This is a genomic window from Acidovorax sp., from assembly GCF_034519795.1.
In the GTDB taxonomy this organism is placed as follows: domain Bacteria; phylum Pseudomonadota; class Gammaproteobacteria; order Burkholderiales; family Burkholderiaceae_C; genus Acidovorax.
Map to the genome: position 1 here is coordinate 383631 of NZ_JAXHOB010000009.1, position 13136 is coordinate 396766.

At 68.7% G+C, this 13136-nt stretch carries 13 protein-coding genes; 5 read left to right on the forward strand and 8 right to left on the reverse strand.

Going from position 1 to position 13136, the window contains the following annotated elements:
* Positions 1–11 precede the first annotated feature (11 nt).
* Complete coding sequence (locus U5N23_RS12475; RefSeq protein ID WP_322593122.1) at positions 12–1073, forward strand: Kelch repeat-containing protein; 1062 nt, start codon at positions 12–14, stop codon at positions 1071–1073.
* Positions 1074–1084: 11 nt separating this feature from the next.
* Here U5N23_RS12475 and U5N23_RS12480 read toward each other — a convergent pair whose 3' ends face one another.
* The 5 genes from U5N23_RS12480 to U5N23_RS12500 all read right to left on the reverse strand — a co-directional run bounded on the left by U5N23_RS12480 (position 1085) and on the right by U5N23_RS12500 (position 4123).
* Positions 1085–1252 carry a DUF1801 domain-containing protein gene (locus U5N23_RS12480; RefSeq protein WP_322593123.1) on the reverse strand — a complete coding sequence of 56 codons (168 nt, stop codon included), beginning with the start codon at positions 1250–1252 and terminating at the stop codon, positions 1085–1087.
* 256 nt (positions 1253–1508) lie between these two features.
* Positions 1509–1712 carry a hypothetical protein gene (locus U5N23_RS12485; protein ID WP_322593124.1) on the reverse strand — a complete coding sequence of 68 codons (204 nt, stop codon included), beginning with the start codon at positions 1710–1712 and terminating at the stop codon, positions 1509–1511.
* Between the two features lie 96 nt (positions 1713–1808).
* Positions 1809–2627: a hypothetical protein gene (locus U5N23_RS12490; protein WP_322593125.1), complete on the reverse strand. Its 819-nt coding sequence runs from the start codon at positions 2625–2627 to the stop codon at positions 1809–1811.
* 2 nt (positions 2628–2629) lie between these two features.
* The gene (locus U5N23_RS12495; RefSeq protein ID WP_322593126.1) at positions 2630–3010 is read right to left on the reverse strand and encodes a hypothetical protein; all 381 of its coding nucleotides are present in this window, start codon (positions 3008–3010) and stop codon (positions 2630–2632) included.
* A 213-nt stretch (positions 3011–3223) separates the two neighbouring features.
* Positions 3224–4123 carry an AraC family transcriptional regulator gene (locus U5N23_RS12500; protein WP_322593127.1) on the reverse strand — a complete coding sequence of 300 codons (900 nt, stop codon included), beginning with the start codon at positions 4121–4123 and terminating at the stop codon, positions 3224–3226.
* 111 nt (positions 4124–4234) lie between these two features.
* Between U5N23_RS12500 and U5N23_RS12505 the strand changes: the two genes are divergently transcribed.
* The 3 genes from U5N23_RS12505 to tnpA all read left to right on the forward strand — a co-directional run bounded on the left by U5N23_RS12505 (position 4235) and on the right by tnpA (position 6489).
* Positions 4235–4984, forward strand: a complete 750-nt coding sequence (locus tag U5N23_RS12505; RefSeq protein ID WP_322593128.1) for an SDR family oxidoreductase — start codon at positions 4235–4237, stop codon at positions 4982–4984.
* Positions 4985–5137: 153 nt separating this feature from the next.
* Positions 5138–5842 (forward strand): SDR family oxidoreductase, encoded by a 705-nt coding sequence (locus U5N23_RS12510; protein WP_322593129.1) that lies wholly within the window; start codon positions 5138–5140, stop codon positions 5840–5842.
* A 215-nt stretch (positions 5843–6057) separates the two neighbouring features.
* Entirely contained in the window at positions 6058–6489 is a 432-nt protein-coding gene (tnpA, locus tag U5N23_RS12515) for an IS200/IS605 family transposase (protein ID WP_322593130.1), read from the forward strand.
* 105 nt (positions 6490–6594) lie between these two features.
* On the opposite strand, the gene U5N23_RS12520 is transcribed toward tnpA, so the two are convergent.
* Positions 6595–8616, reverse strand: coding sequence for a sensor histidine kinase (locus tag U5N23_RS12520; protein WP_322593131.1), 2022 nt, complete (start codon positions 8614–8616; stop codon positions 6595–6597).
* Entirely contained in the window at positions 8597–9337 is a 741-nt protein-coding gene (locus U5N23_RS12525; protein ID WP_322593132.1) for a response regulator transcription factor, read from the reverse strand. Before U5N23_RS12525 ends, U5N23_RS12520 begins: the two co-directional genes overlap by 20 nt.
* Before the next feature lie 171 nt (positions 9338–9508).
* On the opposite strand from U5N23_RS12525, the gene U5N23_RS12530 reads away from it, so the two are divergent.
* Positions 9509–12505: a choice-of-anchor Q domain-containing protein gene (locus U5N23_RS12530; RefSeq protein ID WP_322593133.1), complete on the forward strand. Its 2997-nt coding sequence runs from the start codon at positions 9509–9511 to the stop codon at positions 12503–12505.
* A gap of 89 nt (positions 12506–12594) precedes the next feature.
* Here U5N23_RS12530 and U5N23_RS12535 read toward each other — a convergent pair whose 3' ends face one another.
* Positions 12595–13038, reverse strand: coding sequence for a universal stress protein (locus U5N23_RS12535; RefSeq protein WP_322593134.1), 444 nt, complete (start codon positions 13036–13038; stop codon positions 12595–12597).
* Between the last annotated feature and the right edge of the window lie 98 nt (positions 13039–13136).

Genomic DNA, 13136 nt, shown 5'->3' on the forward strand with positions numbered 1-13136 from the left:
GATCCCGAACCATGCCCATGTCCTCCCGTTTCCCCCTGCGCGTTGCCCGCTTCGCCACCCTGGCCGGCCTGCTGGCGCTGGCACCCTTGGCATGGAGCCAGGGCGCACCCGCTGCGGCTGCGGCCACCTGGTCCACGGCGGCCCCGGCGGGTGTGGCGCGCCAGGAGCTGTACCCCGAGGTGCTGGGCGGCAAAATCTACGTCGCTGGCGGCCTGCTCAGCCCCAACACCGGCTATTCGGACCACTTCGAGGCCTACGACCCGGCCACCGACGCCTGGACGCGGCTGGCCACCTTGCCGCAGGCGCGCCACCACATGACGCTCACCGCCATCGGTGGGCAGCTTTACGGCGTGGGCGGCTTCACGGGCGGCTTTCCCGTCTGGCAGGCGCAGCCCACCATGTTCATCTACGATCCTGCGCGCAACACCTGGCGTGCCGGCACCGACCTGGCCACGCCGCGCGCGGAAGGCATTGCCGCAGCGGTGGATGGCAGGCTCTACCTCATCGGTGGGCGTGTGCGTGCCACGCCCACGGCCAGCCATTTCGACGAGCATGTGGACAGCACGCTCAACGAGGTGTTCGACCCCGCACGTGCCCAGTGGTCGGCCCGCGCCCCGGCGCCCACGGCGCGCAACAGCGCGGCCTTTGGCGTCATCGGCGGCAAGGTCTATGTGGTCGGCGGGCGCCAGTACGGCAAGCACCCCGACGGCACGGCCCGCCAGGTGAATGTTCCCACCCTGGAGGTCTACGACCCCGCCACCGACACCTGGGCCACGCGCGCGCCCATGCCGCAGGCCCAGGGTGGCCTGGCCGCCACGGTGCTGGACGGAAAGCTCTATGTGTTCGGCGGCGAGCAGTGGGTGCCCGAACAGAAGGTGTTTGCCGACAGCTGGGTTTACGACCCGGCCACCGACCGCTGGGCCGCCTTGCCGCCGCTGCCCACCCCCCGCCACGGCCTGGGCGCGGCCACGCTGGGCAAGCGCGTGCACGTCTTCGGCGGCGGCCTGCGCACGGGCGGCAATGCCGCCACGGCGGTGCACGAGGTGCTGGTGGTGGACGCAGGCAGGCCCTGAAACTCAACGGCTCATGCGGCTGCCTGGAATGCGTGCTTCAGGTACCCGGCCACATGCTTGGCCGCCATGTCCTGCACCATGGCCAGCTTGATGTGGCGCCGGCCCTTGCCAGCGCCCTCCAGCACCCCATGCGGGTCGGGCAGCGCGGCGCCTTCGCTGAACTCCAGAGACACATGCATAGGGCCTGTTGACAGTATTTTCGGGGATCGCGTTGCCCGGCCTGGGGGCTGGATGCAAGGCGCCCGCGCGAAGCAAGGTAGGAACCTTGCAAGCGCGGGCAACGCCGCAGACGGCCCCCAGGCCGGGCAACCCGAAGGGAAGGCTCTTGCCGGCGCGCCACTCGTCGTTGCGCTCCTTGCGTGTGCAAGGGCACACGCGGCGTCACGCGCCTAGATTGGCACGCCGGCAAGGGCCTTCGCGACCCCGAAAATACTGTCAACAGGCCCTAGTATACGAGAATATGCCGCAAAAGGGCCTCGCGGCACTGAACAGGATACCGCCGTACTTCACTTCCTCGGTCACGGATGCATCGATGTCCAGTACGGCCTCGCGCAGGGTTTGGACCAGGGTGTAGCGGTCCGCATCGTGGGCGCGCAGGTCTTCGAGCAGTTGGGCGACGCGGTCGGCGGCAGTGGGCATGGTGTTCTTTCGGAGGCAGGTGGTGCGTGCATGGCGCGGAGCGCCGGCCCCTCTGCCAACAGCGCCTATGCTGCCATGGCGTGTGGATCGCTTTTGTCAGCAGGCCGTCCTGGCCCACCCCGTCAATGTTTGCTGCAGAAACAAGGCCAGCACCGACAGCGCCGCCAGTGCAACGCCTTCCAGGTTCAGGCGCAGCGCAAAACCCGGCCTGTGCATGCGGGTCGACACGGTGTACAGCAGGCGGCCCCAGCCGAGGAAGGGGACGATGAACAGCCCCAGGTAGGCCTGTGCCTTCCAGCCCTGCAACTGGTAGCCCATGTGCGCCAGTGGGTCGCAGTGGCTGATGGCGCCCGTGCCCGCCCACTCTTTGTAAAAGGCCATCACCAGCATGGCGAGCATGAAGGCTGCCGGCACGGTGATCACCATCCAGAACAGAACCCAACGGCCATCGTGCGGGTTCCATGAAGGGGCATCCTCTTCGGCCTCGGTCAGGCTGCCCGGGGGACGGGGTGGGTGGCCCTTTCGGCCCCGGTTGCTTACCACTTCGTCGGCCGCATCAGCTGCCATCTCCAGCCAGCGCTGCCAGTCGCGCACCCGGGGGCTCTCGCCCAAGGTCGCCAGATACAGGCAGTCCCGGTCCACGCACAACTGCCGGTGCGCAGCGATGCGCTCGGCAGGCAGGAACCATTGGTCGGAGGCTTCGGGCAGCCGGACCACGAAGACTGTCGTGGTGTCGAATCCCTCACTGAAAAGGCCCACCGCGCTGTGCCGCAGCTCGATGGCCATCCACTCGTAGCCACGGTGCGTGCTGCGCACGATCCACTCCGGCTTGGCGTTCGCAAGCTTCACCCGCTCCCACAGCGGGTTGGCAAACGACTCAAGCAGGCCCGCAGGCGGGCGTTCCTTGACCGCCATGGTCAGAGCTTTTCCAGATCGGCGTTGTCCTGGTCCTCGCGCTGCGCGTGGACGAACACGGCAATGGCGATGAAACCGGTGAACAGCAGGTTCCACACCGTGGGTACGCCAAACACGGCGAGCCCCAGTGCAAGCAGGCCCAGCGTGATGGCCGCGCGCACGACGCCGGGGGTGTGCTTGAACACGGCGATGAGGATCAAACTCGCGATGGCCACCGCGATCGGCCAGAGGAAGATGCTGTACAGCAGAAGGACAACCAGCTCCTGGCCCGAGGCCTTGCCTGCAAGCCGGCTCCAGCCCCAGTTGACCCACTGCGTTCCCACGACGTAGGCGAGGGTGGTCCAGAGGTAGGGCAGTGGGGAGGAGCGGTCCGATGGGCGCATGCGTTGCAGTCGTGGGTGGCAGTGGTTGGTCAGGGCTTGCAGGCCGCACTATGGCAGCAAGCGCGAGCATCGGTGGCTTTTTGCGCCACCGGGTGGTTTTCTTGCGCACGGCCCGTCCACTGCTACCTGGGGTAGCGTGCCGTGATACGGCAGGGGCTTGGGGCCAGGAGCCTGGCGGCTGGCCTGGTTACTGGCGAGTGCACGGCCGCAGCCTCACCCCGCCCGCGCATACCGCCCCGGTGCCTGCCCCACATGCCGGCTGAAGGCGGTGCTGAACGTGCTGGCCGAGCCGTAGCCCACGCGCTCGGCCACCTCGGCAATCGCCAGGCCGCCCTGGCGCAGCAGGCCCTTGGCCAGCGCCATGCGCCAGGCCAGCAGGTACTCCATGGGCGGCATGCCCACGGCGCGCGCAAAGCGTTCGTAGAAGGCCGAGCGCGAGAGCGCGGCCGTCTGCGCCAGCTGCGCCATGGTCCAGGGGCGTGAGGGGTTGCCGTGCATGTGGCGCATGGCCTGGCCAATGCGCGCGTCGGCCAGGCCGCGCAGCAGGCCGGGCGGTGCGTCGTCGCCCGATGAAGTCGAGCGCAGCGCTTCGATGAGCAGCAGCTCCACCAGGCGCGACAGCACCAGGTCGCGGCCCGGGCGGTCTGCCGCCGATTCCTTGCCCACCAGCTGCACCAGCGCCTGCAGGTGCTCGACCCCACGCACATGCATCAGCGCCGGCAGCAGGGACACCAGCAGGGCTGCGTCGGGCGAGCCGAAGACGAAATAGCCGCCCAGAAGGCGCACATCGGGCGGGCCGTCCTGCTCGCCGTGGCGGACTTCGGTGGTGGGCGCGGGCGCCGTCTTCGGGTCGATGTACCGGGGCGCCGCCGGCTCGGCCCCTGACATGGTGAAGCCCGGCGTGGCCGGCAGCAGCACGAAGTCGCCGGCCGCGAGGCTGATGGCGTCCTGCCCGTCCACCGCCAGGCTGCAGCGCCCTTCCAGCACCACGCAAAAGCTCGGATGCCCGAAATCCGCATAGCGCACGGCCCAGCGGCCCGCGCCGCTGATGCCTTTGGAGAACACGGCGCGCGGCTGCAGCAGGGCGATGACTTCGGCAAGGGGGTCGTTCATGGCCGGACGATTGCTAATGAAAACAGGACGTTTCGTTGTGGATGGTCCGGCCGATGGTGCCTATCGTTGGGGCCTTGTCAAGCCCTTCCATTCAACCCCCAGGAAATCACCGTGACCCACACTGTCCTCATCACCGGCTGCTCGTCCGGCTATGGCCTCGAAACCGCGCGCCACTTCCATGCCCAGGGCTGGAACGTGATCGCCACCATGCGCAGCCCGCGCGCCGACCTGCTGCCCACCGGCGAGCGCATGCGCGTGCTGCCGCTCGACGTGACCCGTGCCGACAGCATTGCCGCCGTGCTGGCCCAGGCCGGGCCCATCGACATGCTGGTGAACAATGCCGGCATCGGGCTGTTCGGCGCCTTCGAGGCCACACCCATGGCCACCGTGCGCGAGGTGTTCGAGACCAACACCTTCGGCACCATGGCCATGGCCCATGCGGTGCTGCCGCAGATGCGTGCGCGCCGCGCGGGCACCATCGTCAACGTCACCTCCAGCGCCACCCTGGCGCCCATGCCCCTGGTGGCGGTGTACACCGCGAGCAAGACGGCCATCGAGGGCTTCACGGCATCGCTGGCGTTCGAGCTCGAAGCCTTCAACGTGCGCGTGAAGCTGGTGCAGCCGGGCTATGCGCCTTCCACCCGCTTCACCAGCAACGGCAGCGAGCGCATGCAGGGCCTGATCCCCGAGGCCTATGCGCCCTACGCAAAGAGCGTGTTCGCGTCGTTCGCGCAGATCGGCGCCGTGACGACGGAGGCCGACGTGGCCCAGGCCGTGTGGCAGGCCGCCACGGGCGGGGATGCGCAACTGCGCTTTCCTGCCGGGGCCGATGCCGTGGCGTTGGCGCAGGCACCACGCTGAAGACGCGCGCCCCTGCTGCTGTCACCAGGCGCCGTGCGGCGGGCCGGGATCCACTTCGCGAAAGCCGCACTGCCGCTACCATTCCTTGCTTGGAACATCTTCCCCACGCAAGGCGTAGGGGGCAACCGCCAACCAACGCACAGGAATTTGCACATGTCAGCAGAAAAGGTGGCCCTCATCACCGCCGGCGGCAGCGGCATGGGCGCAGCGGCGGCCCGCAAGCTGGCGGCCGATGGCTACCGCGTGGGCATCCTGTCCTCGTCGGGCAAGGGTGAGGCGCTGGCCGATGAGCTGGGCGGCCTGGGCGTGACCGGCTCCAACCAGTCCGTGGACGACCTCGCCCGGCTGGTGGACCAGGCAGTGGCGCGCTGGGGCCGCGTCGACGTGCTGGTCAACAGCGCCGGCCACGGGCCGCGTGCGCCGGTGCTGGATCTGACCGACGAGCAATGGCACACGGGCATGGACGTCTACCTGCTCAACGTGATCCGCCCGACGCGCCTGGTCGTGCCCCACATGCAAAAGCAGGGCGGGGGCAGCATCATCAACATCTCCACCGCCTGGGCCTTCGAGCCGAGCGCGATGTTCCCCACCTCGGCGGTGTTCCGCGCCGGGCTGGCGGCCTTCACCAAGCTGTTCACCGACAGCTACGCCAAGGACAACATCCGCATGAACAATGTGCTGCCCGGCTGGATCGACAGCCTGCCGGCCACGGAAGAGCGCCGCCAGACCGTGCCCCTGGGCCGCTACGGCAAGAGCGCCGAGATCGCCGCCACCATCGCCTTCCTGGCGTCGGAGGGCGGGGCGTACATCACCGGCCAGAACCTGCGCGTCGACGGTGGGCTGACGCGCTCGCTCTGACCCTGGCCCTCACCTCAGCCTTCGGGCCGGGCGGCAGCGGGCGCCTCGCGCTCCATCCTGCCGCCACCCTGGCGCACAGCCGATTTCTCTAGTCCGTTGGGAGACCCCCCGGCTCTGCCGGGGAGGCAGTAGAAGTTTGACGTATTCGTAGGTATGGATGTCCATCGCAGAAACTGCCAATCGTGAGCCGCCAAGCAAACGAAAGGAAGAACTGGATGGACAAGATAGAAAGCCTAAATCACACGAAATGGGACTGCAAGTACCACGTGGTGTTCATACCGAAATGTCGAAGAAAGACGCTGTACCTGGAGCTGCGAAAGCACCTGGGGGAGGTGTTTCGGACATTGGCGAGTCAAAAAGAGAGCCAGATAGAAGAGGGGCATCTGATGCCGGACCACGTGCACATGATGCTATCGATACCGCCGAAATACGCGGTGTCTCAGGTGGTGGGATACAACAAGGGCAAGAGCGCGATCCATCTGGCCAGGGTGTACGTAGAGCGCAGAAGGAATTTTGTAGGCCAACACTTTTGGGCGCGAGGGTACTTTGTTTCGACGGTGGGACGAGACGAAGAGGTGATCCGAAACTATATAAGGCACCAAGAGGAGGAGGACGCGAGATTGGAACAGCTTGGGTTGTGGAGGTAGCGGCCACCGGATAGGTGGCGCAAAGAGTTGGGGCCGCGTTAGCGACCCCTTTAGCCGCTTTGAGCGGCTCACATCCCGAAAGCCCCCGGCTTTGCCGGGGGATGGTTACTGCACCGGCGCCTGCAGCGGCAGGCCCAGTTCGAAGCAGTTGCTCCACTGCCCTGGCGCCGTGTGCCAGCGGCACGCGGCACCGATGGCGATGGCCCGGCTGCACACGTTGGCCAGGCCCTTGCCGACCGTGCGCTCGGGATGCGCGTCCTGCAGGGGCGGCCCGGCGAAGGGCTTGCCATCGTCGCGCACCCACACCAGCACTGCGCCGGGGCCGGGGCCGGGCTGTGTGCCCGTGGCGATTTCGATGGTGCGGGCCCCGCTGTGCTTGACGATGTTGGTCAGCACCTCCTGCAGCATGCGCAGGATGTGCAGCGCGCTCTGGGGGTCCAGCCAGGGCAGGGGCGGCACGTCCTCCACGCGCCAGTGCAGCGTGAGGCCGGCGGCCTGCAGGCGCGGCCCCAGCCGAAAGCGCAGTGCGGCCAGCAGGCCCAGCAGGTCGGCGTCGGAATGCTCCAGCGAGTCGATGGAGAGCTTGAGGTCCTCGATGCATTCGGTGAGCACGCGCGCCATGTCGGCCTCGGTCAGATGGCTCTCCTGCGCCATGCGCAGCGCGCTCAGCAGCGATGAGCCGATGCCGTCGTGCATCTCCTGCATCAGGCGGCGGCGCTCGGCGTCCAGCGTCTGCTGGCGTTCCAGCGCGCTCAGTTGCCGGTAGCTGGCGGCCAGCTCGGTCTCGCGGGCGGTAAGCCGCCGCTCCAGCTCGGTGTTGGCCAACTCCACCGCGCGGATGGCGCCAACGTATTTGCGGTAGCCGATGGCCAGGAAGGCGGCGAGGGCGCCGATGGAGGTGTAGGGCGTGAGGTACAGGTGCCCGGCGTCCAGCACATAGGTCTGCAGCAGCATGTCGTTCACGCCGGTCGGCAGGAACAGCAGCATCCACAGCGCCAGCAGGCGTCCTTCGGGCGTGCGCGCGCGCCAGGCCACGCGGCTGCCGGAGACCACGGCCACCACCAGCATGAGCAGTGCGGCGGCGTTGGCCAGCGGCAGGATGGCATCCACCTGCAGCAGCCAGGGCAGCGGCAGCGTGGCCGCCGACGTGGCCGCCTGCAGCAGCGCCAGGGCGCGCTCCATCCGGGGGCGGCGCTGCCCGTACACCCGCACGATGAACATGTAGATGAACACCATGGACCAGCCCAGTGCGTTCACCGTGAGCCAGCCGAACCAGGGCTCGGGCACCAGCAGCGGCTGGTCACCCAGGGCGAAGTGCACCATCCGCAGCCCATGGGCGAGCGATGCCGCAAAGAACAGCAGGTACGGGGTGTCGCGGCGGCGCACGCACCACACGGCCAGCGCCATCAGCCCCAGCGCCACGTACACCGCCGAGACGATGGCCAGCAGGTCCACCTGCAGCCAGGTGCGCAGGCGGTACGACCCTTGCAGTGCCTGCGCGGGGCCGATCCACGCGGTGGACACTGCGCCCCCCACGCCGGCCTGGCTGGCCATGCGCAGCAGCACGATCTGGGAAGGGTCGGTGTTGCCTGCCTGGTCTTGCGGTGGAAAGGGCACCCACAGGGGCCGGTTGAAGCTGTTCCACACCCGGCTGCCGCCGTTGCCGCTGCTGTTGTAGGCGAGCGCTCCGTTCACATACACCGCCACGTTGCCGATGGTCTGCCAGCGCGGCAGGTACAGCGTGGGCTTGTCTTGGCTGCCCGTGCCTTGCAGCGCGGGTGGCAGGGCCAGGCGGTACCACACCACTTCGGGCGGCGCGAGCAGGGACCCGCCTTGCGCAGCGACCGAGCGGGGCCGGGCATGGGGCAGTGCCACGGGCTCATGCGCTGCCTCTGGCGCGGTGGCATCCAGCACGCCGGCTGGCACGCGGGCAGGGGCATCCCAGCCAGCGCCTGGCTCCGTGAGCAACCGGGCCTGGTCCACGCGCCACGGTGTTGGCGACGCGACCGCCGGGATGGCGCCGAGCACCAGCACGGCCGACAGCAGCCACAGGCAGGCGCAGGCCAGCACCCATGGCCAGGCATGGCCGTGGCCGTGGCGCAGCGCCTCACTGCGGCAGGATGCCATGGCGCTGGGCCTCGATGATGGCCTCTGCCCGGGAGCGCACCTCCAGCTTGGCGTAGATGCGGCGCACGAAGGTCAGCACCGTGCTGTGCGATACGCCCAGGGCGGCGGCCGTCTCCTCGGCGGTGAAGCCCTTGCTCACGCGCAGCAGCACCTCGTGCTCGCGCGGCGACAGGGTGACGGCGGCCTTGGGCTGCGCTACCGGGTCCAGGGGCGCCGCCGCCGCAGGGGATGGGGTGGATGCCGGCGAGGGCCTTGCCTCCAGCCGGTGGGCGGTGCGGGCCAGTATCTTGCGCGCCACCATCGGGCTGATGGGGCTGCCGCCCGCATGCACGCTGCGGATCTCGTCCACCAGCCCGGGCTCGCTGCTGTCCTTGAGCAGGTAGCCCATGGCGCCGGCCTCGATGGAGGGCATCACATGCATCTCATCGCCAAAGATGGTGCTCACCAGCACGCTGCATTGCGGCCACTGCCGGCGCGCGGCGGTGATCACGTCCAGGCCCGAACCATCGGGCAGGCCCAGGTCCACCAGCAGCACATCCACGGCCTCGTGCGGCAGCAACGCCAGCGCCTGTTCGCGGCTCACGGCCTGCAGCACCAGCCGCATGTCGGCCTGCGCAGAGATGGCGCGCACCAGGATGGCACGGGTCTTGGCATCGTCTTCCACCAGGCCCACCCGTATCGGCGCAGAGGGGGTCGGCAAAGGGGTGGTGTGGGGGGGCATGGGCGCAATTATGGCCAGCGGCGCGGCGCTGTCTGTCATCAGTTCTGGGGACATACAAGCCCGGCGGGAAAACCTACCATCGCCACCGTGCTGCCGGCAATGCTCCTGTTTGGGTAGCGGCGAACGATTGTGCGGCGCGTTTTACAGCCATTGTGCAAGGTGCGAACTGCCATGAACCATTCCCCTCTTTGCGGCCCGCTGGCGCGTGCTCTGCTGCGTGCAGTGCGGGTGCTGCCCCTGCTTGTTCTCGCGGTCGGTGGCGCGCATGCCGCCGGTGCATGCAGGGTCGCGACCGACGGCACTGGCGATGGCAGCAACTGGGCGAGTGCGGCGTCGCTGCAGGCTGCCCTGGCCGACGCGGCCTGCACGGAGATCTGGGTGCGGCAGGGCACCTACCTGCCCACCGCAGGCAACGAGCGCAGCATCGGCTTTGCGATCAACCGACCGCTCAAGCTCTATGGCGGCTTTGCAGGCGCCGAAACGGCGCTGGCCCAGCGCAGCAGCGATGCCAGCCTGACGGTGCTGTCGGGCAACATTGGCGATCCCGCCAGCCGCACCGACAACAGCCTGCACGTGGTGGTGATCGGTGGCCTCGACGTCGCTGGCGGCAACGGCGTGTACACCAGTGCCGACACCGCCATCGACGGGCTGACCATTGCCGAGGGATACGCAAGGGATGATGCGGCGGATCCGTTTGCAGAATTCAATGGCGGCGGCCTGCACTGCAATGGCTGGGGTGCGGGCAAGCAATGTGGCGTGGTCCTCGACAATGTGGTGTTCCGCGACAACGAAGCGAAAACGCGGGGCGGTGCGATCTACCTCACGGGCAGCGGCAGCCTTGCCATCACGAAGTCCACGTTCCGTGCCAATTCGTCGCGCTACGGAGGGGCCATCCGCGTGGCCGGCAACAACAGCAACGCGACGACCATCTCGCAGTCCACGTTCGCCGCCAACACCGCCCTCAGCGACGGGGGCGCCGTCTATCTGTCCGATGACAGTTTCACCATCTCCCAGTCCACGTTCACCGGCAACACTGCGCAGTGGGGCAGCGCGGTCGTGGCAGGCAACGCCACCAGCAGTGGGCGCATCCAGCAGTCCACATTCACCGGGAATTCCGCCAGTGACCGGGCCACGGTCAACCTGACGGGCGCCGGACCAACGTCCATATCGCAATCGACTTTCAGCTCCAACAGCTCCACCTGGCCAGGCGCTGCCGTCTACCTCTGGAACGGCAGCGGCCATTCGGTTGCGTCCTCCATCTTCGGCCAGGGCAGCGCGCCTGCCCAGTCGCAGTTCTTCGCCCGTTCGGGCTCGGCCATCGCCGTCAGCAACAGCATTGTGCAAGGCGGTTGCACTGCCCGCGTGAACTGCACCGCCACCACCGACGCAGATCCTGTACTGCAGGCCATCGCCGACAACGGCGGCCCCACACAGACCATGCTGCCCGGCGCAGGCAGCCCGGCCATCGACATGGCCGGCTCATGCACCGCAGAGACCACGGACCAGCGCGGACTGGCGCGCAATGTCAACGGCCATTGCGACCTTGGTGCGGTGGAGCTCCAGCCGCCGTCCGCACCCACGGCCGTGGCGGCCACGGCTGGCATCGCCCAGGCCACCGTGCACTGGACTGCGCCTGCGAGCGACGGCGCCATCACCCGCTACACGGTAACCGCCGTGGAGGATGGCTCCAGGAGCTGCCTGTCCACCGCGGGAAGTCCCGTTGCCACCACCTGCACGGTGACGGGCCTGACCGGTGGAACGGCCTATACCTTTGCCGTGGTGGCATCGAGCGCGCAAGGCGCGGGCAGCGCATCCACCCCCAGTGCCCCGGTGACCCCCACGGCCGCCGCGGTGGCCGACCCGGGCCCCGCCGGCCCATCCACCTTGCCCATCAATACCCCTGGCACCACCACCATCACCGACCCTGCGCTGCCTGTGGTGCTGGGCCCGGATGCAGGCGGTGGCACCATCGTGCTGCCCGGCACGGGCACCACGCCCGTCACCCTGCAGGTCACCATCAACGGCCAGCCGCTGCAGGTGCAGGCCTTGCCGGGCACGCAGCTGCGCATTGCGCAGATCGATGGCCAGAGCGTGCTGGTGCTCGTGGTGCTGCAAGGCTGGGCGCAGATGACGTCCAGCGCCGTGGGCCAGCCCCTGGTGCTGGCCGGGGCGGTGCTGCTCAGCTCCGGGAGCGCGAACACGCGCGTGCAGGCACAGCCCCTGGTGGTGGCGGTTGAGGCGGGCTCGCTGGTGCCGCCAACTGGCTCCCTGCCAGAGGTGGGCCGCATGGGCCTGCAGGCCGGTGAGCGGCTGCAGGTGGATGCATCGGGCGCGGTGGTGTCCATCACGCTGGGCTCGCTCGGCGGCAGCACCGCGCAACCGGGGGATGCGATGGCCTTCGCCAACCTGCCTGCGGCGATCACGGTGGACGAGAAGGTGTTTGCGCGCCTGGGGGGCTCCATTGCCCGCCTGGGTGGCGTGAGCCTGGCGCAGGGCCTGGAGACAGCGCCCTCTGGCGTGGTGCTGGTGCGCGACGGTGCCCAGGTGTTCCAGCTGCTGCCCCTGCAGCCCGTCACCATCGACGTCCGTCAGCCCGATGGCGTGGCCTTCACCCCCCTGGGCCTGCTGCGCTGGGTGAGGGGCGGGGTGGTGGTGCAGTTCGCCCCGGCGGTGGCCGACCTCGCAGGCCTGGCCCAGGCTGTCACCGCCGCGCTGCCCGATGGAAAGTTGAAACTGGGCGCCGAAGGCGTGCTGCAACTGCGCACGGGCGGACGCACCTACGTGCTGCGGCCAGACTGGACGGGTGGCGGCGCAGCCAGCACGGGCACGCCGCAGGTCGGCCTGGACGGGCAAGGCCGCATCTACCTGCAGGCGGGCCAGGGCGCGCGCCAGTGGCTGCTGCCCTCGCTGCTGAACCACACGCAGGCCAGCGCCATCCTGAGCGCTGCCCTGCCGGGGGCCTCACTGGCTGTGCAGCCATCGTCCAGCGATGGCGCGATGACGCTGGGGTATGCCGGCCAGCAGTGGCGCCTTGTGCCGCAGGGGGTGCTGCCTGAGGGCAATGCCGCCAACGTGCCGCCTTTGGCCGGGCCCTGGTGGATGGGTTCGGACGGCTTGCTCTACCTCAGGCTCGGTGGCGTGGTGCAGGGCGTGCGCATTACGGACTAGGGGACTGAGAGGCCGAGAGGCTGCGGGGCCCAGGTCATGGCGCTGCGCACCGCGCGCAACGCCAGCGATGCCGCCAGGGGTGGCGCGAGCTACCTCAACACCAGCACCGGAATGTGCGAGTGGGTCAGCACATGCTGCGTCTCGCTCCCCATCAACAGCCGCTTGACCCCCTTGCGGCCGTGCGACGCCATCACGATCAGATCCGCCTTGTGCTTTCTGGCGGCCGCGATCACGGCCTCGGCCACCAGGTCGGATTTGTGGACCACCGCCTTCACCGTGATGCCGCGCGCGGCGCCGCGGGCCTTGACGGCATCGACCATGGCCTGGGCGGCGTCGTTCCACTGCTGCTCGATGCGCTTCACGTCGCTCATCTCCACCGGCATGCCGCCTTCGAAGTAGCTGCGCGGGTAGCGCGGCACGACCTTGAGCGCGATGACGGTGGCCGAGGTCAGCTCGGCCAGTGCGAGGCCGTGGTCCACCGCCTTGTCGGACAGCGTGGAGCCATCGGTGGCGATCAGGATGCGTTGGTACATGGTGGTCTCCTTGCTTGTAGATGGCGCAAGCGTACGGGCCATGATGTTCCTCGCCTTGATCCAGGTCAACAAGCCAACCGGGCTGCGGCGATAGGCTT